The organism is Paenibacillus sp. Root52, from assembly GCF_001426865.1.
Lineage (GTDB): Bacteria > Bacillota > Bacilli > Paenibacillales > Paenibacillaceae > Paenibacillus.
The window spans coordinates 414,456-441,028 of the sequence record NZ_LMFO01000029.1 but is presented as its reverse complement, the minus strand read 5'-3'; the positions used below and the strand labels follow the sequence as shown (position 1 = coordinate 441,028).

Below are 26,573 nucleotides of genomic sequence, written 5' to 3'. Positions count from 1 at the left end.
TCACCTGTTCCTTTTTTATTAGATTCGTGCGCTACTAAGTACCTGCTGCTTCTCTCTTGGTCAACGTATAATAGAGTAGCTTGTCAACAAGCTCATCATGTTTATAAAAATGCATCTTCTGCAGAAGTCTAATGGATCGAGCATTTTCTTGCTCCACCGTTGCCTCAATGTAATCAACTTTCATATGGTCAAACCCAATTTTCACGACCTCAGTCAGCGCTTCATGCATTAGACCTTGACCCCAATAGGATGCAGACAAATCGAAGCCAATTTCCGCTTTCGAAGGCTGTCCCTGATCCCAACAATGGAACCCACATGTGCCTACAAACTCATGGTTAAGCTTAAGAAACAGACCATATCTACAACCTGAATCTGCGATATGAAATTGGATGATCTCTTCTGCTTCAGTAAGGCTCACACAAGGCTCAATATCCATGAATTGAGTCACCGTTGCATCCGAGAAATGCTGGAACACCGCTTGAACGTCCAACATAGTCAGTTCTCGCAGTACTAATCGATCCGTTTCAATCATTGGAAAAGTGACGATCGTAATCACTCCTTTGCATTTCTCATTCGTATCATCGAAAATTGTACATTCGACTCCAGCACTTTTTGTTTCAAAGGCATCAGTGAAGGCATGACTCTGAACTCGATGTCCTCTTTTAAAATTGCACCGATTAAATCATCCATGCGTTCCACAGCGATTGGTCGAACAGCACATTTCGAAGTGTAATAACCTGCATCTTCGTTTTCTAACTCAAAACGCTCATCCTCGAAAGTATATCTATAGATGTGTCCTTCGCGCACCCGGTCATACCAATCCGATTCAATCGCAATCATACGTTGGGTAGAAGTGATGCCAAATTCCCGAGCTAAAATGAGTTCTTCTGCATCTTCCTTAGTCCATACGCACACTCTCGGACACTCTCTTGGGAAAAAATAATGTGCAGCATGATACGCATCAATTGTCCACACTTTGGCATCCGTCTGATTATAAATCGTTCTTGGTTCAAATAATGTAATATCAGATTCTTCACTAAAATGATAAAGCTTCATATTGATCTCCTTTCGGTCAGATACTCCTCTTGAAGTAGACCATAATATGCGAGATCCTCATACGTATCTCCCTTTGTAACATGTCGCCTTAAGCATCCTTCAAATTTCATGCCCAATTTCTCCATCACTTTACCTGAAGCTGGATTCTTACCTAGGTGACGAGCGTACACACGATTTAACTTTAATTCGTCAAACGCATATGCCATCATGCCTCTGGCCGCTTCTGTACAATAGCCATTATTCATAAATGGAACACCAATCCAATACGCCAGTTCACCGTGATTAAACTTAGTATGGAGCGCTATCGTTATTGCACCAATTAGATATGATTCCTCTTTGTGTACAATAGCTAATGTAACTGATTTTCCTTCAATAAATTGATCATGATGTGTGCGAATCCATTCCTCAGCCATACCATTCTCATACGGATGAGGGATATAGAGTGTCATTTCCGCGATATGAGGATCCCCTGCTAACTGTTGAACGGAATCTGCATCATGCAGCTGGAACGGACGTAATAAGAGTCGCTCAAGTGTCACTGTGGGTAAACCACGCATATCGGAACCTCCTAATCTATCATTTTTGCTTCATCAAATATTGTTCATACAACAACTTATAATGCTTGAAGCTTGCAAAGGTGTTGCTTAAATGATCAATCTGATTCCAAAAATTCTCTTCATTGAAATGAGCTAAATCATCAATTAATGCATCCGCTAAGTTGTGATAAGCATTGCTAATATGGAAAATTTCTTGTGCATGTTGAACTACATTTTCCGTTAATAATTGCTGTACTCCCTCTTTCGGTTCTGGTTGCCCGTCCCATACGATTCCTCCAGAAAGCTGTCTGATGTCCAGCAATGCTTGAAATAAAATACTCTTATATGCCTTTACTTTTAGATCATCCATGTATAACTCCTTCACTGTCTTCTAAGACTCTTTCATTCCGCAGTACCTTATCTAATGCCTCACTATTCGTGACTCTCGTAACTTTATGTCTGTAGAGATTCAACTTCGCTTCAAAAGCAGGCCTATTATGTTCAAAGTTACTTGTCCATGTATACATCATTTTTAGCATGGCTATATCCGGTTTATAATCGCAACGCTCCAGACCCAGGTTTTGTTTAATATACCGAGTCAAAATTCGAATCTTCCGCTTCCATAGAGGAGGATCGAGAAATATAATGGTGTCTGCCATATCCAATAAACAGTTATAAGACTCCCGGTGCACTCCTTCAAAAATCCAATCTCCGCTACGGTCGATATCATAAATAACTTCAACTTGTTCCTCTGGTGTACGCTTGTTTCTTCCCTCTAACGTGTGATGATGAACAATGTTGTCTAATTCATGCCAGGGAATACTAAGTTGATTCGATAACCGTTTCGCCAGAGTTGTTTTACCACTAGCCACAATGCCAATAATGAAGATTTTTCTCATAGCCGATCCCCCAACTTTCAGTCCAGTACAGTCCATTTTCCACCCATACGCCGCACACATATTTTTGGATCTACAAAATCATCACTCTTCATAAAAATCCATTCATTCCACCAAATATCCTTCCTAACACATTAAAATAGATAAAGATACTGGATAAGATTATAGTCAAAGTTAGGATTAAGATTCCTTTCTTTTTGTCCTTTGGAATGAGTAATAGTAATACAGCGATCATGATCAGATAGATTCCCATTAGAAATGGAATTAAGTAGTAGTGTGTGTGAATAGGGAGATAAGCGTAACGCAATTGATATCCCTCGGATAATATAACGGTGATCGAAAAAGAAGCGATGATTGTTGAAAATAAACCATGACCACGTGCATACCACATTAGATAGGCACAAAGCGGAGAGATCACCATGCATATTCCCCAGAATAGCATTTCCCTTGCTGGAAAAAAGTGTAGAATCCATACGGTATAAATATAATACACCGTAAGCATAGAGCCGAAGAATGCAAAGACTTTAACTGCTGCCACGCGAGGAGAATAACTGAACACCGATAACAGCGTTGCTACGAATATCCATATGCCAAGACGTCCACCGATATCGTCAAATATCGGATTAATTCCTGGTGCATCAACAAGCTTGGCTGCTAAACCCATAATAACGCCCAACAGGATTGTATACAGGATAGAAACCACTTTTTTCTTAGTTGTTGCTGGTTGCACCGATCTAATTGGATTCAACAGACTGTTAATGAGTACTTCACCGCCTTCTTCCAACTTATCTTATTTGGTTGTCGCCACTGTTAGTCATGGAAATGCTTGATTACATTAGCCAGTGCGTTGTAGATCCCATTGAAAGTTTCAACCTCTAGATCGTAATGTCCTGTGAATGCAACATCCGTCTCTTCACCTTCATAAACAATGATTCGATGAGCATATCCATCTAGCCATAAAGTTTGGAAAGTCATCTTGGCTGAAACTGCGAGACTGAGATTTACAAACCATTGGCGAATGGACAGGGATTGTTCAAACAATTGATCCACTTGCCATTTCTTTGGTGTAAAATGTACGACAATGTTCTCTCCATCCTCAGGTACGAGTTCTTGAGTACATTCAATTGGACTTAACTGCACTTGATGATTGGCATCGATGTATTTATAGACGAGTTCTTTGCGGAAACGGGGGATTACTCCTTGAGATATACCATATTCCCTTTCCCCATAACCATCTTCCAAATATTTAAGTATGGTAGAGTCTACATCTACCTTCAATCCAAGTTGATTCTGTTCCTGATGCCAATGGCCATGCTGCTCAATATATTGATACAATTGTTCAACATGATCTTTACTCATGACGATTGAATACTTCTTTTCAAACTTGTAATTGTTCTCTACATAAGAGCGGAGCATACCCGGGAGATGCATACTAAACTCATCCATAATGCTGAGGTAGTTCTCTTTTTTCATGTAAAAGAAACCTTCACCCTTAAATGCCAACCATGTTTCACTCCCATTCAGATAGAGAATTCTATGTCCCTCAGATTCCATATCTAAGTAAGCAATTCGAGCATCGAGATATTGACTTAAGGCGATAAACCATTTTTGTACTACCTTCGAATCTTCAAATAATAGACTCATATCCGATGTTGCTGCGGTGAAACTAACGATGAGCTCGTTGCAGTTCGTATCCATCTTCTCAATAGAATAATAGATACAACCTATTTGGGCTTGGTGATCACCATTGAAATAATGCTTAACCTCATCTTGATCATCCTTAGGCTTCCAACCGAACCCACCTTCTACATATTTCAGAACAGAAGAATCTACATCAACACATATGGATAAGCAATCTGTCCCATTAATAACTCCATGTTTACTGACATACTTCAGCAACTCTGCTTGCTGATTTTCTTGAATAACAAGCACATAACGATAGTCGAGTCCCATATTATACGTCGCCTTTCACTTGTTCTGCAGATGTGTTAAACACCATACCTTTACCTTCCCAATACTCTGTTCTCACATCCCCAACACGATAGTCACCATTCGTATATTCATGAATGACTCGTTTCCAGAAGTGCTGTGCAGCGTCATTATTTCCATGCTGAAGAACTTCCCAATTGCCCTTATGCGTATCAAAAACCAATCTAGCAACCTGTTGTCCTAATCCATTTCGACGGTACTTTCGCATAATAAAAAATTCAGCAATGGATCTAGCATTTTCCTGAACTAGATAGCAAAAATCATTGACCAGTACAAAGCCTGCATATTGTCCATCAGCTTTTACAAAGTACGCTTGTCGCTTCTCTTCCGTCCAATAATGATCCAGATAGCTATATCCATAGAAGCCTTGTGCGTTCACATCAGCTCCATTAAATTCACTGAAATCGTATTCATATAATTCGATAAGTTGCCTTAGTATGGACTTCTCATCCTCTGAAACTTTGACGATCTGGGCGTAGTCTTTCATTACTTACCTTCTCTCTACTAAACATTATTTATATTTATCCTGCCATTGTTCTAACCAGTCTCTATAAAATGTTCCCGTGTGCTGCTCAAGCGTTTGGCCATCTATCGTGTATACCCATCCGTCGTTCATCTCACTGTGCGTCAGATAGCTGTACCCACCAATGATCCCCGTGGCTGAACTCATAACATAAACAGTTGTTTGTGGATTATCATAATCACTATTCTCATCTAGCGGATGACCCGACACTATGAACTTACTTGTGCTAATCTTCTCACCAACATACATTAAGGGATCTACATCCTGAACGCTCCAATATTGTACATAAGGCATCTCCACCAGTTGTTTCTTATGTAACGTGTATTCATGAACAATGCCCTCATTATGAACAATCGTATACCCTCGATCAAGGACATATTGTTCAACCATGAGATCGTTCTCAATTTTTTTCGAGGTACTACATCCAATTAATGGTAAAAATAGAACGAGAATAAGCATCCTTTTGTTTATATTCATGGAGTCACCTCTCTTCGTAAAAAGATCAATTCTGGATAACGTTACGGAACCTTAGTAACTAACTTACTCGTTATGGTACCAATACATCGGTCTCTCATCGATTTTCTCAAAGCATAGTTTAGCAGCTAGATGATTAGATTCCACATTATCTGAATGACAGCACCAGTTAGGTGTCAATTGTTTGTGAAGACATTCTTTAATAAACTGAGTACCCATCCAAGTTGCAAGACCTCTTCTCTTGAAGCTTTCTATTGTAATGATATCAATCTCAGCAAATCCCCCTCCAATGTATGGAGATGTGCACACACTGACTAGGTCTTGTTTATATTTAAGAAAATGTCCTACTCCAAAATCACAGAATTGGGCATTGGAACTCCAGGCTAGCTTGTAATATGGATAGAAGTGCTCCCTGTATTCTTTTGAAATCTGTTCATTCAGAGGAATATAGTCGTAGTCTTTATTAAGTGGCATATCTGTATCTGGATATGTATGAAGAAATTTATCCCGATTAAAACTGAAGTAAGATCGTGAAATTCGAATCGAATGATGTATTGTATATTTGCTTATTTCAAATTCCCAAGCATCCGTAAACACACCTAATGCAAAAAATCCGTTGTGATGCACGGAATTGTTCATATAACAAATAACTGCTTGATTGAAAAGGGCATCATCTTCTCTACCAGCCAAACAATAAAAGCCACCTGAACTTGTTATAAAACAAGCTGTCGGATTGTCTAGATGATTCACAAACACCCTGCCCTCTTGGATCAGTTCAATAACCGAGAACGCATACACTGCTTTGTTTCGAATATCCTCCAGCCAGGGTAAAACGAGGGTGAATTGTTCTTTACGAAGTTCGTACATACTTCACCTACTTTCTGACCAACACACTTCATTGGAATTTATATTTTAGCAACTTATTCAATACCTTACGTTCTGCCCGCGTCAGATAAGCAATTAAACAACTCTGGTCTAAACTCATTACGGCAATTCTCTTATCTCGTTCTTCATTGGTAAGCTGATTGAAACGATGAAATATCTCAAGGTCAAGCCAATCATCCTCGAAGTTAAGTTTCCATTCAATCTGTTGGTTATTGTACTCAAATGAAACCATGGCTTCCTCTACATCTGGACGTATTGTATCTTTTACATTGCGAATATCTACTTTCGTCATTTTTTTTAATTTTTCAATTATCCATACATAATCCCCCTGATCCTCAATACACTCCGTATCAAAATACCAGACATGTTCAGAAGCTTCATACCATTTTTCATTCTTATGTATTTCACCACCCAGACAGATAAGTAATAATTGAAATGGATCTTCTTCAAATTCAGTTCGAGAGTGCGCCTCTAACAAGTCGCTTATATTGATTGCTGGATTCAAGCTAATACCTAATACAGATAACTTATCGATTTGATCTTCTAATGATATGGTTCGCTTTCTCCTAAACGAAAACATAGTCGCTCCCTCTCGTTCTCCTAATATCCAGCTCATTCATGATTCAATGTTTACCGTTCATATCTCATTCAATATCTCTTCTAGAGCAAACCAGTTATCACTCACCCACATTAACTCATGGGCAAATCTCCGTAAGGTTCGATGTTCCTCCGACCTAATACTTAACCAGGATGCTTCCTTCCACCACGTCAACTGGATAGATCGAATGAGTTTTGCAACAGTTAACGGACTGCTCTCACGATACCCCACTACAAATGCCTTTGTTGATTCTACATTGATGTTATTCTCTAATATAGCACCTGATAGAATAGCTCTCGAAATATCAAACTCCGGATAAATATAGTGCATTCGATCAAAATCCAAAATGGCAGAAACCTGATTGGAATGGAACAAAATATTATCTACAAATAGATCCCAAAGAACCCAACCCTCTTCACACGATTGAAACGTATTGAGGTTAAATCCATCTATAATTTTCTGCTGTGTCTCTAATGCAGAAATGTACTTATGTGATCCTACAGTATGTGCATCATTCCAGTTCTTCTTCCAAGTCGCTAACGTGGATGCCTTAGACTCTGGTTGCCAATGCAAAGGATAATTGGATGGAGCATTTAAACGGAGCCATTGATGCAGCCTACCTGTAATTTGACCTAAATCATACATTTGATCTACATTTACCTCTCCTGGGTTTACCATATAGCCATCACAATAATTTGTGACCATGAATCGTTCACAAGATGGAGTTCGCTGAATATAACGCCCTTGATCAGAGAAAATCTTAGGACACGGAATTCCGATTTGATGTAATCTATCTTGTAATCCTAATGCCGTTTCAACTGAATGCAACAATTGATCTGAATATCGTACTGCATTATATTGCTTCACAAAGCGTATTCCTGCATCCGTATGTAACTTCCATTTGAGATTGGCGTATCCAAAATGATTAGGTTCGGCACGATACGTAGTCCAGCCATAAACCTATTCAACCTGCGCTATTATCTCGTTTAATATTTCATCCGATGACTTTAGTTCCATGAACACTCCCTTACTTATCAAAGCAAAATTTCAAACGATTCAATCAGTTATTTATATGATTTAGCTTCTATAACAAGCGAAATAAGAGATTGTCTCAGTTCATGACCTAGTGAAGTACTATTTAGAAGATCTTCAATTAAACTATAGTTTATTTTGCAAGCATTATTTTGAAGATAATGTAACAGTAAATCAGCTTTGGATTGTCGCCCCATTAAATAATAAGCTACATACCACACCTCAGGACTTGCCATTTGGATTCCGTCCCATTCTCCCATACGCTCTAACGGTAAATGAAGTATTCCTTTCTCGGCATATAAGGCAAATCCACCAATAAAGTCTATATGATGTGTCTCAATACTCATCCTATATTGACTCGCAAAGGGATAATCCCCACTTTCTAACTCTAAACATTCATAACCATGAAGCACTTTCATTAATTCCTGTTTAGGGCAATTTACCGTGATGTCCCAATCATTAATGGATTCAACCAGGTTCAAATAGTACAATAATCCACTGCCACCAACTGAATACATGATATCGTGCTCTTCCAATCTCTGTATTATCGGAATGAGTTTATCAGGTTGCACTTCCATACCACCTACCAATCTACATATGTCTCAATTCGTCCGTAGTTCCTGACAGTTCTGACCATCGAGCTGCAAGAAATTTCGCATAATTTAACGAGCTGATCCCATATGATCCTAGAGAATGCCCATCGTTTATCTCGACCAGTTTCATATGTCCATACTGATCTATACCAAAATCCATTCCATAAGCAGCAGGTGCATCCACAAAATCTTTAACCGCACGTTGCACCTCACTTACATCTAATGTGGAATCCCATGCACCCTTGTAATGTCTAATATCAAGAATTTGTCCGTATCGGATAAAACAACGCCACTCTGTTTTGAAATCCACAATCTCCGAACACCAAATGGTCGTATCTTCGTTTTCTTCAACAAGTCCTATAAAATCTTTGTATTCTCTCACTACTTTTCCAGCAAACTTTTTCGTTGTATCCTTGGGTTTAATAAATACATTCCAATTCTGAGGATTGGCAAAAATGTCTTGGATGGTTGTGCTCCATATTTTTCGACCATAATACTTGGATAAGGACGGTGGATAATCAATTTCCCCTTTTCTTCTTTCCAACCCTAATAACTCAAGACGTTTTCTAACATTACCAATTCCACCTACAACGATATGTTCTGGATTCTTCTCATCAACTTCTTGGATATCATTGAACTTAACAATCTCCCATCCCAATGAAGCAAAGCCTTCATATGCAATAAATGCATTCACATTGTAGAACATGCCATCCTGATTCACCTGTATATATGCTCTCACCCTTGTCACGTCCTTCATGTTGTTCGTTTTCTTATTTCTTATGGAGCCTTTTTCCAACATGTTCTCTCAAACTAGTAACCGACACATTGGTTAAAATACCTATATGTTTTATATTCTGTATGCCTACTTCATAATTCATCAATTGGATTTGTTTTACGGGAATGCTGACTCCATCATCCTCTGAACTAATCAGGTTATCTCCAACCTTCAGTATCGAACTGTTGTTCAAAATTCTACCCGCAATCACTCCACCTTTACCTTGGGCTTCAAAAACATCTTCAACTTCGATTGTAAACATCATCTGCTCCAATCTTCTGCTCTGACCTGTTTAATCCATCACTCTCTTGTATAGGTCAGCGCTCCACCAGAACCCAGAATGACGAGCTTATTCCCAGAAGGGGAAAAACCACATTTAACCGGGCCATCCAGTCGATTCAAATCTATCATCGTGGCACTCTCTAGATAGTTATAGTTAGGCCGAAATACATTTTCTATAATGACTGATGCTAGAGGCCACCATGGATAGATCACTTCCACACTCCAACCATCATGAGTGACGCGATTCCCATCGCCGGAATCGAATCCAAAAATAGAAATGGATTCGTCATTATATGGGATACGGAATGCTAACTGATCTGGACTCATACTGTCATAGGTGTTGTTGGCATCTCGATCCCTATGGATGGTTAGACCTGTATCAGAATCATTCAAGCTGTAGCCTGAACTACTAATCAGCACAAGATTCTCATCTGAGTTCCAGCCACAAGCTATACAACCTGCCGCAGGGATCACCACTTCATGACGCCAAGGTTCTGGCGGTTTAGCAGGTATCATTTCTTGTGCTTGATGTAACAGATTCAATTGAGAATCACTGCGTTTTTCTTGATTGCTATTAGATGGAAGGTTCATAACTAACTCCTTCATTCAATTCTTTTCATCATTCTAAACTCATTACACCGTGCCAAACGAAATTTTCATATTTGGTGCATACATCAACCAAGAATCTGGATTGAAAACGGAGGAGAAGGCGAGTTCAGCCTCATATTGTCGCTTGGCTTCATCCGAACTTAATCCTCTAGCTATCAAGTTATCGATGTTCTGCTCTGCATCACCAGGGTTCTGACCTATGCCTTCTTCCTTCAGGGAATGATATAATTTATTTTTCTGCGCTACATCCATATTCTGATCCAAGAAGTTAACCTTGTCACTGATTCGACATTCCACATGTTTCAATCCCAATTGACTCATTAAGATAGGCAGCCGCATCCCGATATTGCCATCCTTGCCCGTACGTTTCAGATCCTCCTCGAACAGTTTCTGTAACTCTCCTAATCGAACGACATTGCTTTGTTGCATGTCTTCAACATAATAATTGGCCATGCCACCGATCCAATGAGGTTCAAAACATATCATTTTCCCGTGAGGTAGCACACTTTCCTTCATCTTCTGTAGGATGTCATTCGCATTGTGCATATGAAGTAAAAATGCATGGCTCACTGCTATGTCATATTTTCTTTCCATAACAGCCGTCTCCAGATCACACACATAGAACTGAGTATTATATTGGAGCTTTGAATATACGTGTTGAGCCTCTTTAATCAATGCTTCCCCTTTATCAATCCCCGTGTAGGTTGAGCCCTCAGGCAACAAAGGAAGAAGTTTAAGACCTAAATATCCGAACCCACAACCATAATCGATCATATTCACCGGCTTCGTTATTTTCCAGACAGACTGCACTAGAAATTGTAAATAATCATCGTTATAGTACAGCCCCCGTGTATTTCTGAGGTACTCTATTTGCTTGTCCCAATAATACTCAGTCAGCTCGTGTCAACTCCCTTTGTTATGCTCGGATCAATTAACTACTCGTTATCGCAATCAATTCTTTATTCATCTTTAGGATGGATTGATAATGCTCCTGAACTTCTTGGGACTTGAAGTATGCTGCGCTTTGAATTAAATAATCTGCTAATGCCTCTTTATCACTGCCCGTTTGGTTCTCATAGCTACGACTTCGGATCGATTCGAGTTGACCCGTAATTTCTTCTATAATCCGTACTCCACGATATAATTCATTACTCAGTCCTTCTAGGTCGATATACCGCCCACCAGTGTCCGATACAATCCATTCTTGCTGCACACCTAAGCACTCAAAAAATAATGAAAAATCGACATACATACTGTATATACTATTCTCCCTTAGACTACTAACATCAGTATAATTCGCGTAAGAACTGATCGGCCCGTACAATAACGTTAATTCTCTGTGCATCACACTTAAGTGTTGCAAATCCCTGGACACGATATTGCTAGATCCGCCCCGATCACCAATGTATAACCTGTTGTTAGATATTGCGTAAGCTAAATTTTCGTAAAGCGCTCCCACCCTATATTGTGAGTTAAAATAACTCAAGGCAATTTCGACAGCCGTTTCGTAATTCTCATGTTCTTTAGCTCGGTCATACTGAAATACGTTCAATGTGCCGGATAGTATGAATAGAAGTACAACGATGATGAAGAGTTTACCTTTTCTCATATTTTTCACCTCTATACTAGAACGCTTTAACAACTGCACTTGTCACCTATTTTTTATGAATTCAATTCTTTTTTCATATAATAATGTGTGTAGCCTCCTGCATTTTCAATCTTGCCATACACCTCGTAGCCTTCTTTTTCATAAAAATCCAAGGCTTGAAAGCTTAATGTGTCTACTTTGATGAAATCACATTTTTTCTTCAGAGCAATCTTCTCTACTTCTTGAATCAGTTTCCTCCCATACCTCTGGCCTCTTAGACTAGGCTCGACAAATAAATAATGAATCTCAAGCCAGTTCCAGCACGTCTCACCCAGGAGTCCACCATAAACTTGACCTTCTTCATCTTGAAGAAATAGGTGTATTTCTTGATATCTACCTTTGATCTCATCTGGAAAGTGCTGCATGTTATAATAGAACACATGGTCTCTCACATATTTTTTCATTTCATCATTGTTTACATTTGTTATATGTAACGTCATTGTTGTTCTCCTTTTCTCCCCTAGTGTAATAGACAGTTCGATAATCTTCATTCCCACTGGTTACTCCAGAGTGATTTCATTTTCTATCGTGAGGTAAATATCCTCAGAATGTAGCTTTCCGTCATTATCATTCCATGTGACCCTAAGAAACGTACTCGCATAATTCTGTCGATCCTTCTTCAGCTCATCATACGCATAATCACTAGTTACATAGCCTATATTCTTAAGATTATCATTATTAAGAATTGTAATAGGACCATCGTGAGAGGTGGCTACATGCGAAAGCATCTTACTATAATTACCTTCAGGATCTTTCTCCTGTATATCTAATTTATAGTAGTTGCTATCAGTGATACTTCTTGGGTCACCTTTAAACGTTAAGCTTGCATGACCTCGTTGGATCTGATTTGGTGTGATAATAATTTTATAGTCTGAAACGTCCCACAGATCTCCTGTTCCATTCAATTCATACATTTGTACAGCTTTGTTTGCTGTAGTACTTGAACCATGGTTGGGTTGCTCATTCACCTTATTTAAGTACAGCCAGCCCCAAACGACATTAGACGCAATAATTACACTGAGTAATCCAATGATTGTTCTTTTCATCTTCCACTCCTCGAATGCATTCATTTCTCCTTCCAAGCGCTACTTATCCCCGGATAAATTTTCATTGGTAGCTTTGATGAATTGATCTTCTTGTATTTCTACAGCTATATATTCGGTTGTCTCTACATCCTTGATCTTATATAACTTCGTGCCTACTGGATATTTGTTGGAGAAGCCATCTCTATATGACCCTTCTTTGTCAGAATAATGTTTTACTTGACCTATGTCATGATCGATCTCTTCTCTTGGTAGTGTTTCATTGGTAATGCTATACGTGTGATTGTTCCACACAACAAACGAATACGCCCAGCTAGAAATAGAACCGGTACTATCATCCATTGCTCGGCATCCAGAAATTACGATGATGGCGAGAAAAAGTGCAATACAGATACCCAGCGATCGTTTAATGGATCTCATCATCTTTTTCCCCCTTTCCAATTCGTGATCTATATGCCGTAAAATCCAAGAATGAGCTTGTATTTCTTCTTATCTTTCTTTGCTAACTTCATGCCTTCTCTCGTATCCATGATGAACACGCGTTTACCGAACCATACTCGGATATATATTGATTTTAGTTGGAAAGGCGAATAGATTCCCTTAATTTCCGTTTCTGTTCCATCTTCATGCTCCAACTCAGTTCGAATAAACCATGTATTGCCTACACCAATTTCAATGTATTTCTTCAACCTGGTTCTCCTTTACTTGCTCAGCTCTGTTGGCTAAACCACTTTCTAAGCTGGTTAATATGAGCTTGATGATATCGGCTATGATCAGCCATGTGCCACAATCCCCAACGTATCGTTGCTTGCTTTTCATTTTCATGTCCGAATAGGACAACTCGATCTAGATCATCATCTATTAATTGATCACATGAATCTTTAATCATTTGTAGTACATCTTCATATTGTGAGATCAGTAGATTCCACGGAATTTCGTTCACCATAGGAAGTTTATTGTGTTCATCAATCATAGGGCCGAACTGTTCTATAGACGTCTGCGGAAGTGGTTCACCCTTTATTCGATATACCCAATTCAGATCCACATATAGAATATGCCGAAGTAGCTGTGCAGTACTATTAAACGTACCATTGTATCCCTTATAATCGATCTCTTCTTGTGACATACCCTCGGTGATGCGTTGCAGTCGCTCGCTATTCTCCTTCACAACGGAATATAACACCCCTACCATGGGCGACATATTGTCTTCACCTTTAAGATCATATAACATTCGGTCACCTCTGTTCTTACATTTTAGGAGTAATATACAGGCTCAACTTGATATAAAGTACGTTCTATTATCGGGCAAAGCCCCCCATCGGTTTCATAAAATTTAATGCGGAAATACAAACTTTTCAGAAAGTTCTTTATATTATTTTTCTGCCTGAAGGCAGGAAGAAACTCCGGACTTTTTTCCACCGTACCAAAACGTTGAATCCACTCTTCTAGCTCCACTCGACTAAGGATTCTTCGATTTAAAATTTGAATGATGGGTCTGATCATACGTTCATCTTCCCCATCAGAGTAGACACGATCTGTTATCGTCATCTTTTCATAAATTAGATCAAGCATCGTGGACAGATCCTTCTTGTCCAATTCGGAGCACTGCGCCAAATCATCCAATGCATCCGCTGCATGAGCTATAGCGTGAGCCCAGCCTTTGTCTTCATCGTAACCACGATAGTCTCGCTCTTGTTGTACATTGTAGAACACGTTCTCCTTAATCTGATGGATCTGCTCACTTGAGAGAAACGGTGATTCATTGTGTCTCGCCAACAACAGTGGTATAACGAGAATGGAGAATGATCGAGTGAACACAGAATCTGTGTTCGATTCACCCAGCTTATATAGCAAATGGTTATGATCCAAAATAGTGGATAGTATATGCTCTAACTCGTTTACAGCTAGTATGTTGCCAGGGATCCAATGTGATAACGTTGTATAAATGAGCTCATCTCGTAATTCGGCATCTAATGAACCGATATGGCTGATCATTTCTTGTACCAATAGGAAGGCATCTGGAGGTGCTTCGTAATCATTTTTCTTAATCAAGATTAACTTTTCTTTTAAATTCATTGGCTATACTCCTACTGAAATTGTATTATCGACTCGACTGTTATTTAGAATCTGCTAACTTTAGAAATTCAAATATGTTGAGCTTGTATTCATCCCACTTATATCCTTTGTTCTGTATGATAAGTTTGGGAATATCCCAATGCTGAACGATATTACAAACGAAATCTTGATTTTTCGTCCAAAACTTTCCTGCTTCAACAAAATCATCATCGGAATAGAGCCCGCAACGACCTTGCGTAAACTCAGGTCCACGAACATCGCATATCCATCTCCAATGTTGCTCTACATTATCTTGATATACATAGATAAGTTCAGGGTTAAGAGCGCTAAGTATATTTTGAATCCTCCGGGTCAGATCCATTATTCGATCTTCGCTCATTTGCATGTTGTATGCGAAGCCAATTGTATTTTGAAAAGTGCTGCTCTCCACAATTGTCATCTGATTACGATGAATTGGATTATTGACAAAGTCAGTAAACAGCTGCTCCACTTTTGCAATAAACCATTCTGCCTCTTCTACAATAGAAAATGAAGTGAATTGCCGGTCGTAAATGCGAAGTGGGTGGTGATCATCTAATTCATGGTAGAATACATTGGCGATCTTTTGCTCATTCAATTGTTCATGTATAGCAAGTCCTGTTGTGGATTTACCCGAACCAGGCATCCCATCAATGAGAATCAATCTACTGTTCATTTCATTCCTCCTCATGTCAACGTTTCAAGAGATTACCCTTTCGTAGAGAGCATAATTGTACCTATGATTCAATCGCAGGTATGTACATCGTTTGTACCTCCAACTCGCCTTGAACAAAGCCGAGATTGTAGTACAAAGACTCCGCATCATTACCCTCCATCACATACAATCTCAGTACTGGATAATGATCTTTAATGACCATCAAGGCTCGTTGCAACATACGTGTAGCAATCCCTCTTCCTCGGTAAGCAGGAATGACACCTACACTGTAAACAGCCGCTTGATTATCTTGCAAACAAAGCCGACAATTCGCAATAAGCTGACCCGTTTCTTGATCGTACACAAGGGTAGACGCCTGATTTAATATCTCATTTGTATAATTAGGATCTTCATGAGGGACATAATCTTCAAGCAAGAACTTCTTTCTCCTTACTGCCTCTAGGCTCCCTACAAAGCTATTAAAATCACAATTTGCAATTTCGTCTTCTTTACTAAATTTCTTAGCCCCCTGCTGATGGTCAATAATCTGCGGGCTTTCAATACTAAAATTACGATCCCATACAATGTTGTACTGTTCCGTCGGACGCTGCATCCATCGACATCGGAATTCATCTGGCCAAAATCCAGCTCTAGCGTATAAATCAACCTGATCCGAAAGAATTTCATAGGTTTTAATAGGTTTAGTTCGATCAGACCAACTCATTAATAGTTGTTTAAGAAGACTCAATACTTTAAATGAATCGCGAAATGGGGGAATATAGAATAAATGATACATAACATTAGGCTCTATTCTTACTCCACCTACTCTTGACTCTCCTCTATAGATCCAGTAGGCATTTCGTTGAGAAGAGTTGAAGCCCTCTTCCCTAAAGAAACCGATATAACGCATGTTATAATAAACGGAGCAATACTTGCCCCACTCTTCCGGATCCGCTAATCGAATAGTGTATTCACTTGATAAAGCGTATTCAAGAATATCTATTGACCATCCTGTATATTGCATAAGTCATTCCTCCCTAGCATCCAAGCAAATGAATGAGTAAACTAAATCTTCTTCCACTTCCAGTCTCTTCATTTCACTTTGGCAAATATGCATGTATCTCGAAGTGTACTTCCATCTACACTTGTATCATCATTTTGCAATATACCTTCTAATGTGAAGCCTAGCCTCTCTGGGATCGCTCTACTCTTGTTATTCAATGTGTCACAACGTATAAGTACTCTTCTCGCCTTCAATTCATTGAATGCAAATTCTGTAATGCCTTCTACCGCCTCAGTCATGTAACCTTTCCCACTGTGACGACTATCGATCCAGTAACCTATTTCGAATTTGGGGACATCCCAATTTGGATGATGCAACCCAGATGATCCGATAAATTCATTAGTCTCTCTATGAAAAATAAGCAATCTAAGGTCTTCCCTCTTCAAATAGTTTAACCGAGCTTCTCTCAGATTTGCTTCCACCACTTCTTCTCGTTGCTCCTTATGGGCAAAAGGAAGCCATTCTCTCAACTCCTGAATAGACGAAATGATCGATTCATAGACAACCTTTCCATCCCCAGGTAGAGGGCATCTAATCAACAATCGCTCGGTGGTAAATTGGTCTGGGAACTCCATTAAGATTGGATTCATACGATTAGCTCCTTCATTTTAAATAGCAGTTGTATCATTATAGTTGTTTAAAAGACCTTCATGATTTCTTTCCTGTTGACAACACAATTACGCTACCTACCACTAAAGTCACCACAATTAAAGTAATATGAAATATAAACTCTTCCATCGAATGAACTCGCTGATTCAGTCCTGACATCAAGACTAACTCTATGATTAATGCAATAATCCAGATCCAAGTGATTGTAGATTTTTTATTGTACATTGTTCTCACTCCTTGCTTGTTTTACTAGAGTTATCTTTACTTGTTTTATTCATCCTTCTCCTAATACAAACAACATTGTAGAGGAGTTAGTCTGATATGAATTATCTTGTACGGGTGATTAAATTGGTGAATTTAACTCCAGTCATCAAAATGCTTTTCAAGAAATCGTACTTCTTCCTCATAATGAGCTAGATGGCCATCTTCAATGAGCTTAACAAAAGCTACATCTCCAGACGCTGCACGAGAAGTCAGTGTATTACACATTGTGCGGATGCGCTGTACAACCCAATTCTTAAGATCTGTTGGTATATCTATACCATAGGTATTAAAAAATAACATAATCCTTCTTTTCCGCATAATGGCATGCTCTGTTGGGGTATAGGGAACCACGATGTGATCAGCCTTACCTGGCGAGAACCCCGCAAGTGGAACAGAAGTGTAGAGAGTGTAAACAATATCCCATATCCGTGGCCCTTTGCCCACCATATCAAAATCAATGATTCCCACGGGAAGCTTGTCTTGAAACACCATATTATAAGGTGCAGCGTCGTTATGGCAGACAACCTCATGTTGGCTTGGATCAGGATAATCATTCTGAGAATTCAGTGATGTTGTAAATCCGACAGTTGCATCATGGTAGCTCCTCAGAAGCTTCGCTTGTTGTATTAAAACTTCGTCTGACCACATATACCTTTCCATCTCAGGATACTGGTTACCGGGAACTACTCCCTCAAGATAAGAAAAGATTTCTCTTCCCAGTTCATCTACACCTAGATATCTAGGTACAGTAGGCAACCCAACCTTTTCAAGATGCACCAGTAATGCATTCACGTATGCATTTTGTGAGTTACGGCGAACGGTGTCCCCAATTTTGATCACTTCGTTCACGTTACCACCCGCAAGCACCTCTTCATGATCCGTCAAGACTAACCCTCCTTGCCATTAATAGGGCTCTCATACATTCCAGTTTCATATTGATTTTTATATTTATGTTATTATAAACCTAATTTTTCCTATAGCACATATATTAATAGAATTACCGTCCATTTTGTTGAAAAAGCAAATAACGTCGTCAACACTGACGACGCTCCTTGGTACTTTATTATGATCCGCTCTATTCGCTACTTATGCGTTTTTGAAATTGGCTGTTACGTAGCAATCTCGTGCTGGATCTCCTTACTACTTCCTATAAAATCAACCCGCTCTACACGGTATAGATCATAGATCTTCTCCGTTCGATTAATCGTTTGATAGACATCCCGATATATCTCATTCGCCAGCTTCACGTAAGGTAATTTCTCTATTGCCTTTCTCGAACGAATATTTTGCTCACGAATCTTGATAAATACCGTCTCAATATGATGTTCAAGAAACAGTTCAACCAAAAAAGATTCTTTCGCTCTTTGGTTATATCCTTTTCCAAAATACGGACTACCAATCCATGTGGCCAAGAAGCCCGTTTTATTCACGATATGATATAGATCAATCGTACCAATAGGAGATCCCGTTTCATTCAGAATGGTTCTCGAAATAGATGTATTTTGTTCTTCTTCAGCAATCAATTGTTTCGTTACAAATAAGTATTCTTCATAGGTCTGACATGCATAACGAACGTAAGGAAACACCATAGGATCTGTCATCAAGCTATAAAGTGAATGGCATTCGTGTAAGTCACGTTTTTTCAACATTTTTTCTACCACCTAGTCCTTTTCATTCGCTATATTCAAGCAAACTAAGTATATCCAAGGTGGTGTAGAATTTAATGAAATCTGGATCATGCTTATGTAAAATTTATCATTAAAATGTTGTTCACTCTTCTGCTATAATAATATCCTCACAACGAATAATGCATTCTGGATCTCCTACACCAGAAAAAAGTACATGCACTTCATATCCACGATCTGTACGATACAATTCGTCATAAATCCAGTAACTGCCTACGATTTGTCCCTCGTGTTTAATGGTTTCCGCAGCAACAAGCGTAATTTTATTGAAATCGGTGAATCCACTCCGCGTTTCAAGTCGAATTATCATGTCCTCACCAAAGAGTATTTCAGTCACTTGGCAATCGTGAAAACCGAATCGACTCCGAATATCTTGGGGGATATCCTCCGACTGCTGTAACTGAACATACTCATTAGATATATGCTCCATTTGTCTTTTGTTTTCATTACTTAATTTCTTTAACTCTCGCATAACCTCTTTGGTACAGTAACCTAGCGCAAATACCCGAATATCTGCGATCTTAGCAAGAAGCTCGCCCGGCAATTGATTACCTTTATCTGCATAACTCCATTCTAGATTGTCTTTGAATTCTTGTTTACAGTTCACAACATCAAACGGAGGGCGTGCATCATATTCAGCAATTTTTTTCTGTATTTCCTCTTTTTCCTCGTCAGGCATATGATAAATCATCGTGTCTTCTTCACGGATATCCCCACTGACAAATTGTTCTACAGGAACCATAACCGCCCCATCACCTTCCAGCATAAAACGAGGGTCTACATTGTAAACATCACGCTGCCAATGTATAAATTCCTTTTCCTTTCTTTTGTAAAGTCGCAAATAAAGAGCTTCATCTCGAATCTGAGCTCCCCTATGTACTCTCATCCCAAAATGAAGGTGTGTCCGCTGGCACAGATCGTACCATTCTCTCGTTAAATATCTCATGTATTCTCCCTTCGTCAATATACTAGGTATTTTAGAAAATCCATTATTGATATAAAATCCGTTCTCCTCGTAAAAAAGGTTTGCAGCGTTCGGCACATAATATAGGCATTCGCTCACGCATCCAATCATGCATTTTCTCGTTCCCAATCTGAAAAACATAGAACCCGATGATCGCTGCGAGCATAAAACCTTCCAACTGCAACAACTCATTCTCCGAGCAACCCTTTCCACCATAATACGCCTCAAGAAAAGCATCACGGCGATCTGAAGGTAGCATCAAAGCCCCCATTGCCACATCTGTTTGTGCGTATCCCTTTCCATAGAACCCGAAGTCGATAAACCGTAAGTCGCCATTCGCCGTCAAAATCGCATTCCCCAAGCCTACATCGCCGTGAATAAGATCTGGCCCTTCATTCCCACCTTCATCCGACAAACGAGAGTTTATCAATCGTAACGTATCATCAATAATTACCGCATCCGCAAATGTAAAAAGACCTTGGGGAACACCTGAATAGATCACCTGTGCCATTCGTTCGTTGTAAGCTTTCCCTTGGCTCGGTCGTGCTTCCATGCCGACTGGATTGTACTGACTAAAAAAGGCATGCAGCTCTGACATATGCGTGCCCAGTTTCTTGATAACTTCTGCATCTTGTGTATCTTCCTTAGTCAGATCACGACCTTCCATCCAAGTAAGAAGCGATGCATTCAGTTTGTATCCATCTCCTTCAAAAGTCGTGACAAGTTGGCCGCTTTGGTTCCGCACTGGCTTCTGCACTTCATCCTGGTACCATTGACCCCATTGCTCCAACATATCCAGTTCTGCCAAAACACCTGCTTCAGTGTGCTGTAATCCCTTCATCTCCTGCACAAAGGGATCATGAATACGAAGTAGGTACTGTTTGCCAGCGCTGTCCTGAACCCGGTAAGTCCTATTTTCGTTATGTCTTAGAAACGTCAGTTCTGGCCGATCCACATCGTAATTATTTAGCAGAAGCATTAGCTGTTCATTGATCATCTCCATCACGCTCCTCTTTGATTCTCCACTATGGCATGTACTTCCTTCTCTCACAACAACTCATCTTGCGTTAAGTTATTCATTACGCACTAACGCACTAAATGTCTTTATTCACTTGATCATGACAATGAACTCATAATCTCCTTTACTAAATCGATCCACAGTAATGAATCCGAATTTCTCGTAAAGGTGAATTGCTCTTTGGTTAAATGCTGCGACTGTTAAGCGGTAAGAACTATGGTCAAATCTATCCACGATGAAATTCAATACACTTGAGAAAAATGAAGTTCCCTGCCCTTTTCCTGTTAATTCTGGATTCATGCCTATTCCAAGATCGATGTAATTTTCACCATAAACATAAGTTTCATTCGGAACCTGGGCTGAACTCCCCATACACATAAACCCAATCAGTTCATCATGAATATCTAAAAGAACGTAATAGGGGCTATTTAGTAATTCATCCAATGCCTTTAATGAAAGTTCATTATCATAGAAATCATACGGTTGTTCATATTTCCAATGCAGTATCTCTTCAGCAAATCCTACGGTCATTTCATGTATTGAATAAGACAATAGATGACCTCCTTTTGATGAATCTATAGTGTTCAGTCCAATCTATTAAAAACCCTAGTTCACAATCCCATACGCTTTAAGGGCGGAGAGCTTATTTCCAAAACAATTCAGTAGAACTCAGATTACTAGATAGCAACGCTATCTTGTTTGTAAGGATAAGATTTATCTTTCTTCATCTCATATTCATTCAGTTCTATAATTAATGAGTTCTCAAAGTAAACTATACTAGTGCCATCCCATTCATACGTTGTGCCCTTATACTTGCATTTGAACTTCCATTCAACAAAAGCTGTCATCTGCTCGTAATCGAAGCCGACATTATGAATATCCCAATACATAACCTCATTGTCGCTACCGTTCCACTGTTTAAACCATCGATTCAGTTCATCTCGACCTTGAATTACTTCTCCCGTGCACTCCCTTACAATTGCTTCTTCATGAATGCTTCCGACAAAGAGATTAAAATCCTTCTCAACCCATGATCTGAAATATTGATTAATAACTTCGACTGCCGTTTCTCGATCCAATGTTTATCTCCCCTTAAGCAACGGATACACATCATGGTGTTGCCTGCAGATTCTATGCGTTCAATCCAACCTAGCGTCGCTATTAATCATTTCGAGCTATATTTCGAATGATTAATTCAATGGAGGATTGGGTAGAATTCCAATCCATATGAGAATGTCCCGTAAATGAACTCGCAAGATAGGCGCATTGATGAAACAGAAGTTCCAATCCCAGTTGCGATGCATTGATGACCCCGATATCTTGATCAGTCTTAATCCTCAATTGTTCTTCGTATTTCCAATGCTCCCACGTGTCCCACATTGAATCATCATGACTATTTTCTAAAGTTAGACGGTATAATTCTGTTTTGGTGAATCGAGTAGAAGCCTTGATTTTTCTTAGATCCTTCATTGTGAGTGGGTGGATAGCTCCGTTGAAAATAAATACATCCATATTCGAATCCTTATCACGTTCTAAAAATATAACATCATGAGATTGCATACTATGCCTAAAAAGACTTGATAAGAGAAACATCTCTTGGCAGTCAGCAGCATCCATTAGCAATATTCGACCTAGCTCTTCTCTTATTTCAACATTTATATCTGTTTGCTGTAATACAACGACGGTTATTTCTTTCGATTTCATCCGTACTTTTGCTCGTTCTAGTTGATAGGACATTAACATCGTATACACTCCAAACATGTGGAACTATACTAAAGTTCTCTATTTAAATGCTGTTATCCTTATTGTATATCCGCAACAGTTGCTTCACATTTCGCTGAAACTCATAACCTGTATTTTGAATTTCGTAATTCCACCCAGCCTCTTCGATCAAGTTGATAATAGAATCCAAATGTGCTGATCTTTCACTTGCTAAATCCACAATAGGAAACACTCGAATTTCTTTGCGCGTTACTCTCATAAGTTCTCGTATGGTCGCTTGGTGAAAGCTCAGGTCTAATCGATCAGAATACATAAACAAGAAATGCGCCGACAACGTGATATCAAACTGGTTATCCTGAAATGGTAGTTGCGGCAAAGTTGCCGCAAGATAACGGTTAGAATTTACACACATGTCATCAGTGCAATCTGTCAAAGCTCTCATCCGACTTGATCTCAGCTCATCAACTGTTTTGAAATAATTCCAAACATAATTTTGTTGAACCTTTTGAATGTTCTCAATGCCATGTTCTACATCTAATAGCCCTTTGTTCTTAAGCTGCTGAACCGGATAAGAATATGCAATATCAGCAGCTGTCACATTTCCTCCTAACCGATTCGCTATAGAGGTAAAGGAACAAGCGCCAGCAGGGCAATCTAGTATTTTGTTATTGAGAATATCCTCGTTGGACAGATTAAATATATCCCTATATTCTTCAAAAGTTCTTCCAATGAAAATGATACGTTCTAGATCAAGTCCAATGCCAGAGGAAGCCATAGCTACTCAACTCACTTTCAAGGAATGATGGATTTTCATAATTACCAGTTACTTAAAACCCAATCTTTAATCTCTTTTGCTACTTCTTCAGGTGTCAGTTCACTTGTGTTGATTGTTGGCATTGGAGGCGTAAAGGCTACACTTGCATTCTGCACCAACCAATTGGCAAAATTCTTATGTTCTTGGACAGCTTCATTCCCCCAGCCTCGCGCTAACAATCTTGCTGCACGTGTTTCGTCATCGCAATGTAAGTTAATGTAGTGAATTGTCTCAAACTTATCCTTGTGGTCAGCAGATTCAATGTTTTCTGGAACCATCGTTCCACAGAGCACGGTGCCGCGACCACTTAATGAAATACTATAAGCAATTCTTAGCCAATTTGCTTTTGCAATTTGCCAATCGACATTATCAATAATGTCCATATCAAATACATCAAATTCAGGAAGGCTCTCACGCACCAGTGCACAAATCGTAGTTTTACCTGTTCCGCTGGCACCTGTCACAACAAATAAAGGCAATTTACTCATATAACTTCATCCTCTCAGTAAAAAATAATATGTCCTAATCTTTATATAACGCCTTCCCTATCAACGTAGCGCCTACTTCTTCTGTTATATCTGTTAGGAAACCAATTTGATTAAGATAAAAATTGCTTGAACCACAACTTCAAACATTACCCCATCTCCTCTTTCACCTTCGTTCAGACTGTATCCGCTGAGTATGGATTTGCGTAGAGATCAACGTCAATTTCAGCATGAATTGAATCAGCGAACTTAATGAGATAAGAGTCAAAATACAGAGCAGGTGTATAACCATTTTCCATCACGATTACAATAAAAAATTTAGATTTCAGTTGATTTTGTATCTGTATCGTATTGATTTCATCTACTTTATCTTTTAATACATTCATAACTTTATTCAACTGCTCATTAACATCTAGAGATTCTTCATATTCAGTGCTTAATGTCCAAGATGTTTCTGAATGACTATGTTTCGCATTAATGATATCCCCTTTTCTGGTAATACTTGTTGGAGTAATTTCAAGCTTCGAGGTCACTTCATCCGGATCAAAATGATCACCAAATAGGCTATAATAAGCCTTCACCTGTGTTTTATTCATCGTCTCTCCCTTTATATAAAATGTTAAGCACCGTCTAAATGAGATATACAGTTATAACGTTCACAATTCCATCTCACTTGCTCTTTATTTATTATGCTTACCGATGTGTTATGAAGATTTTCTGCCGTATCCACATGCCGAATGAGTTTTTTCAAGGTCAACCCAAGTATTGCGCCATGACTTACGATCAGTATTTTTTGATTCGGATGTCTCTGAGCTAGATCCGCGAGGCAGTCTACTCCTCTTGCAATAACATCAGCCTGTGGCTCTATACCTAAGTCTAGTTTCGACCAGCTATATCCCCACCGATTAACTCGCTCTTGTTCGGTTGTGCCTTCAATAAGTCCGCCATTCATTTCTCTCAAACGTAAGTCGGTTCTCACTTCAATGTTCTTCAGTTTGCCTACCATTTCTGCTGTTTCGAGTGCTCTAGATAAATCACTTGAATATATAACATCCCATTCTTCGTTCTCCATTCGTCTAGCAAGTAATTCTGCTTGCCTTCTTCCCTCGGCATTTAAAGGAATATCAGTATGTCCCTGCGCTCTAAATTCATAATTCCAATCCGTAACACCATGTCGTATAAGTCCAAATACCGTCATATGGGTTCCACCTCTTTTGAATATATAGCTTTCTATCGTTCTACCGTTAAAATGAATTGACTGATCTCTTTGTTAACGCGTTCAGCACGTTCATGATTTATCGCATGACTTGTGTTTGCTATGATTTTATATTGAATTTGGTTTTTATCTAGCTTTTGTATAGCCTTAGGATAGTTGGACAATAGATCATGCTCATAACTTCTATTTGAGTTGTGGGAATTCTTCCTGCTAAACAGACGGCACTATGTATGACATTTTTCTCTTAAGGGTGTAGTAATAGGATAAATAGGCACCGTAGGATACCCCACAAAATATCAGCCTTGTGTATATTAAGAGTGTTTAATAATTCATCAATTCACTGCACTTGATCAAAACTTTTATCGTATTCTTCATTAGGTTCACTCTTCCCTGAGCCTCCAATCGCATCTATAGCTACCATAAAAAAAAATTTTATATCTCATTCTACGACATCCTCTCTTGGTTAAATGCATACACTTAGCACTTAATATCTTCTCTAGTCCTTACCACATATGAATACGCGTTCCCGATCGGTTTAATCGCTAGGTATTGTTCCAACTTGTCTGATAGGAAATTAATGTCATCGGATCGTTCAATGATGCTCTCTGCATAGTTTTCTTCGATATCAAGAAACATATCCTTTTCGCTTTTGTACCAATCAAATCTCTCTAAAATATATATTTCCTTTAGCGAGAGATACAAGGAAAAGAAATCTCTAATATTTCTAGCCACAACCTTTACTGGGCAATCTAAAATCATCGGTTGTACAAATAGCACAGGCGCTTGGTCTAAATCATAAATCGTACCGTGCTGTGTACTAAATGCAAAATGGTCTCCACCCATCCCCGTATAAGCGAATACTTTGGCATCCTCAGGTGTACATTCATACATCATACCTTCCGACCGCAGAATTTGAATGCCTAAATAATTTTCAAGTGTTGTATTGTAGGTTATCTTTAATTCTTCATCAAGCTGAAGGAGACTAGTAATTATTTCTGATTTTAATTCATTTGTATTCAAAGCACACTACTCCTTTTTGCTCACG

Annotated in this window: 38 protein-coding genes and 1 pseudogene; all 39 read right to left on the bottom strand. The window is 39.0% G+C overall.

Going from position 1 to position 26,573, the window contains the following annotated elements; all coding sequences use genetic code 11:
- Positions 1-34: 34 nt before the first annotated feature.
- Positions 35-556, bottom strand: coding sequence for a GNAT family N-acetyltransferase (locus ASD24_RS23150; protein ID WP_327205256.1), 522 nt, complete (start codon positions 554-556; stop codon positions 35-37).
- A complete protein-coding gene (locus ASD24_RS23145; protein WP_056700965.1) occupies positions 553-1,056 on the bottom strand; it encodes a DUF6886 family protein in 504 nt (167 codons plus the stop codon). Before ASD24_RS23145 ends, ASD24_RS23150 begins: the two co-directional genes overlap by 4 nt.
- Positions 1,053-1,613: a GNAT family N-acetyltransferase gene (locus ASD24_RS23140; protein WP_056700963.1), complete on the bottom strand. Its 561-nt coding sequence runs from the start codon at positions 1,611-1,613 to the stop codon at positions 1,053-1,055. Before ASD24_RS23140 ends, ASD24_RS23145 begins: the two co-directional genes overlap by 4 nt.
- 19 nt (positions 1,614-1,632) lie before the next feature.
- A complete protein-coding gene (locus ASD24_RS23135) occupies positions 1,633-1,962 on the bottom strand; it encodes a hypothetical protein (protein WP_056700962.1) in 330 nt (109 codons plus the stop codon).
- A complete protein-coding gene (locus tag ASD24_RS23130; protein WP_056700959.1) occupies positions 1,955-2,491 on the bottom strand; it encodes a hypothetical protein in 537 nt (178 codons plus the stop codon). The genes ASD24_RS23135 and ASD24_RS23130 overlap by 8 nt, the downstream gene beginning before the upstream one ends.
- 88 nt (positions 2,492-2,579) lie before the next feature.
- Entirely contained in the window at positions 2,580-3,272 is a 693-nt protein-coding gene (locus ASD24_RS23125; RefSeq protein WP_056700957.1) for a hypothetical protein, read from the bottom strand.
- A gap of 26 nt (positions 3,273-3,298) precedes the next feature.
- A complete protein-coding gene (locus tag ASD24_RS23120; RefSeq protein ID WP_056700955.1) occupies positions 3,299-4,441 on the bottom strand; it encodes a hypothetical protein in 1,143 nt (380 codons plus the stop codon).
- Position 4,442: 1 nt separating this feature from the next.
- Positions 4,443-4,964, bottom strand: coding sequence for a GNAT family N-acetyltransferase (locus ASD24_RS23115; protein ID WP_056700953.1), 522 nt, complete (start codon positions 4,962-4,964; stop codon positions 4,443-4,445).
- A gap of 24 nt (positions 4,965-4,988) precedes the next feature.
- The gene (locus ASD24_RS23110) at positions 4,989-5,477 is read right to left on the bottom strand and encodes a hypothetical protein (RefSeq protein ID WP_056700952.1); all 489 of its coding nucleotides are present in this window, start codon (positions 5,475-5,477) and stop codon (positions 4,989-4,991) included.
- A gap of 63 nt (positions 5,478-5,540) precedes the next feature.
- Complete coding sequence (locus ASD24_RS23105) at positions 5,541-6,341, bottom strand: GNAT family N-acetyltransferase (RefSeq protein WP_056700950.1); 801 nt, start codon at positions 6,339-6,341, stop codon at positions 5,541-5,543.
- A gap of 28 nt (positions 6,342-6,369) precedes the next feature.
- Positions 6,370-6,975, bottom strand: coding sequence for a hypothetical protein (locus ASD24_RS23100; RefSeq protein ID WP_156395527.1), 606 nt, complete (start codon positions 6,973-6,975; stop codon positions 6,370-6,372).
- A 21-nt stretch (positions 6,976-6,996) separates the two neighbouring features.
- A pseudogene (locus tag ASD24_RS23095) lies at positions 6,997-7,878 on the bottom strand (phosphotransferase); the annotation flags it as partial.
- A 143-nt stretch (positions 7,879-8,021) separates the two neighbouring features.
- Complete coding sequence (locus ASD24_RS23090) at positions 8,022-8,561, bottom strand: hypothetical protein (RefSeq protein WP_056700945.1); 540 nt, start codon at positions 8,559-8,561, stop codon at positions 8,022-8,024.
- 19 nt (positions 8,562-8,580) lie between these two features.
- Positions 8,581-9,321 (bottom strand): ATP-grasp domain-containing protein, encoded by a 741-nt coding sequence (locus ASD24_RS23085; RefSeq protein ID WP_056700943.1) that lies wholly within the window; start codon positions 9,319-9,321, stop codon positions 8,581-8,583.
- Between the two features lie 31 nt (positions 9,322-9,352).
- The gene (locus tag ASD24_RS23080) at positions 9,353-9,622 is read right to left on the bottom strand and encodes a hypothetical protein (RefSeq protein ID WP_056700940.1); all 270 of its coding nucleotides are present in this window, start codon (positions 9,620-9,622) and stop codon (positions 9,353-9,355) included.
- Positions 9,623-9,657: 35 nt separating this feature from the next.
- On the bottom strand, positions 9,658-10,230 hold the full coding sequence (locus ASD24_RS23075; RefSeq protein WP_056700937.1) for a hypothetical protein: 573 nt from the start codon (positions 10,228-10,230) through the stop codon (positions 9,658-9,660).
- A 42-nt stretch (positions 10,231-10,272) separates the two neighbouring features.
- Positions 10,273-11,145, bottom strand: coding sequence for a class I SAM-dependent methyltransferase (locus ASD24_RS23070; RefSeq protein ID WP_056700935.1), 873 nt, complete (start codon positions 11,143-11,145; stop codon positions 10,273-10,275).
- 34 nt (positions 11,146-11,179) lie between these two features.
- A complete protein-coding gene (locus tag ASD24_RS23065) occupies positions 11,180-11,857 on the bottom strand; it encodes a hypothetical protein (protein WP_056700933.1) in 678 nt (225 codons plus the stop codon).
- 53 nt (positions 11,858-11,910) lie between these two features.
- The gene (locus ASD24_RS23060; RefSeq protein WP_056700931.1) at positions 11,911-12,336 is read right to left on the bottom strand and encodes a GNAT family N-acetyltransferase; all 426 of its coding nucleotides are present in this window, start codon (positions 12,334-12,336) and stop codon (positions 11,911-11,913) included.
- 60 nt (positions 12,337-12,396) lie between these two features.
- On the bottom strand, positions 12,397-12,942 hold the full coding sequence (locus tag ASD24_RS23055) for a hypothetical protein (RefSeq protein WP_156395525.1): 546 nt from the start codon (positions 12,940-12,942) through the stop codon (positions 12,397-12,399).
- 39 nt (positions 12,943-12,981) lie between these two features.
- Positions 12,982-13,362 carry a hypothetical protein gene (locus tag ASD24_RS23050; protein WP_162248969.1) on the bottom strand — a complete coding sequence of 127 codons (381 nt, stop codon included), beginning with the start codon at positions 13,360-13,362 and terminating at the stop codon, positions 12,982-12,984.
- A 26-nt stretch (positions 13,363-13,388) separates the two neighbouring features.
- Positions 13,389-13,628, bottom strand: coding sequence for a DUF3977 family protein (locus tag ASD24_RS23045; protein ID WP_056700925.1), 240 nt, complete (start codon positions 13,626-13,628; stop codon positions 13,389-13,391).
- Positions 13,629-13,648: 20 nt separating this feature from the next.
- A complete protein-coding gene (locus ASD24_RS23040) occupies positions 13,649-14,170 on the bottom strand; it encodes a DinB family protein (RefSeq protein ID WP_056700924.1) in 522 nt (173 codons plus the stop codon).
- Between the two features lie 23 nt (positions 14,171-14,193).
- The gene (locus tag ASD24_RS23035; RefSeq protein WP_056700921.1) at positions 14,194-15,015 is read right to left on the bottom strand and encodes a DUF2785 domain-containing protein; all 822 of its coding nucleotides are present in this window, start codon (positions 15,013-15,015) and stop codon (positions 14,194-14,196) included.
- Between the two features lie 40 nt (positions 15,016-15,055).
- Complete coding sequence (locus ASD24_RS23030; RefSeq protein ID WP_056700920.1) at positions 15,056-15,709, bottom strand: hypothetical protein; 654 nt, start codon at positions 15,707-15,709, stop codon at positions 15,056-15,058.
- Between the two features lie 61 nt (positions 15,710-15,770).
- Entirely contained in the window at positions 15,771-16,712 is a 942-nt protein-coding gene (locus ASD24_RS23025; protein ID WP_056700918.1) for a GNAT family N-acetyltransferase, read from the bottom strand.
- Between the two features lie 68 nt (positions 16,713-16,780).
- Positions 16,781-17,341, bottom strand: a complete 561-nt coding sequence (locus tag ASD24_RS23020) for a GNAT family N-acetyltransferase (RefSeq protein ID WP_056700916.1) — start codon at positions 17,339-17,341, stop codon at positions 16,781-16,783.
- Between the two features lie 376 nt (positions 17,342-17,717).
- Positions 17,718-18,509, bottom strand: coding sequence for an aminoglycoside phosphotransferase family protein (locus tag ASD24_RS23010; RefSeq protein ID WP_056700911.1), 792 nt, complete (start codon positions 18,507-18,509; stop codon positions 17,718-17,720).
- 224 nt (positions 18,510-18,733) lie between these two features.
- Entirely contained in the window at positions 18,734-19,273 is a 540-nt protein-coding gene (locus tag ASD24_RS23005) for a GNAT family N-acetyltransferase (RefSeq protein ID WP_056700910.1), read from the bottom strand.
- 121 nt (positions 19,274-19,394) lie between these two features.
- Positions 19,395-20,255, bottom strand: a complete 861-nt coding sequence (locus ASD24_RS23000; RefSeq protein ID WP_056700908.1) for a DUF4085 family protein — start codon at positions 20,253-20,255, stop codon at positions 19,395-19,397.
- A 43-nt stretch (positions 20,256-20,298) separates the two neighbouring features.
- Positions 20,299-21,270, bottom strand: a complete 972-nt coding sequence (locus ASD24_RS22995; RefSeq protein ID WP_056701172.1) for a phosphotransferase enzyme family protein — start codon at positions 21,268-21,270, stop codon at positions 20,299-20,301.
- 111 nt (positions 21,271-21,381) lie between these two features.
- Entirely contained in the window at positions 21,382-21,843 is a 462-nt protein-coding gene (locus tag ASD24_RS22990; RefSeq protein WP_235540759.1) for a GNAT family N-acetyltransferase, read from the bottom strand.
- 125 nt (positions 21,844-21,968) lie between these two features.
- Entirely contained in the window at positions 21,969-22,370 is a 402-nt protein-coding gene (locus ASD24_RS22985; protein ID WP_056700906.1) for a nuclear transport factor 2 family protein, read from the bottom strand.
- A gap of 82 nt (positions 22,371-22,452) precedes the next feature.
- Positions 22,453-22,995, bottom strand: coding sequence for a hypothetical protein (locus ASD24_RS22980; RefSeq protein WP_156395524.1), 543 nt, complete (start codon positions 22,993-22,995; stop codon positions 22,453-22,455).
- 82 nt (positions 22,996-23,077) lie between these two features.
- Positions 23,078-23,611, bottom strand: coding sequence for a class I SAM-dependent methyltransferase (locus tag ASD24_RS22975; RefSeq protein ID WP_235540757.1), 534 nt, complete (start codon positions 23,609-23,611; stop codon positions 23,078-23,080).
- 218 nt (positions 23,612-23,829) lie between these two features.
- On the bottom strand, positions 23,830-24,315 hold the full coding sequence (locus tag ASD24_RS22970) for an AAA family ATPase (RefSeq protein WP_056700900.1): 486 nt from the start codon (positions 24,313-24,315) through the stop codon (positions 23,830-23,832).
- A gap of 173 nt (positions 24,316-24,488) precedes the next feature.
- Positions 24,489-24,908 (bottom strand): DUF4279 domain-containing protein, encoded by a 420-nt coding sequence (locus ASD24_RS22965; protein ID WP_056700898.1) that lies wholly within the window; start codon positions 24,906-24,908, stop codon positions 24,489-24,491.
- Positions 24,909-24,931: 23 nt separating this feature from the next.
- Positions 24,932-25,510 (bottom strand): histidine phosphatase family protein, encoded by a 579-nt coding sequence (locus ASD24_RS22960; protein WP_056700896.1) that lies wholly within the window; start codon positions 25,508-25,510, stop codon positions 24,932-24,934.
- Between the two features lie 495 nt (positions 25,511-26,005).
- Positions 26,006-26,548, bottom strand: a complete 543-nt coding sequence (locus tag ASD24_RS22955; RefSeq protein ID WP_056700894.1) for a hypothetical protein — start codon at positions 26,546-26,548, stop codon at positions 26,006-26,008.
- Positions 26,549-26,573 lie beyond the last annotated feature (25 nt).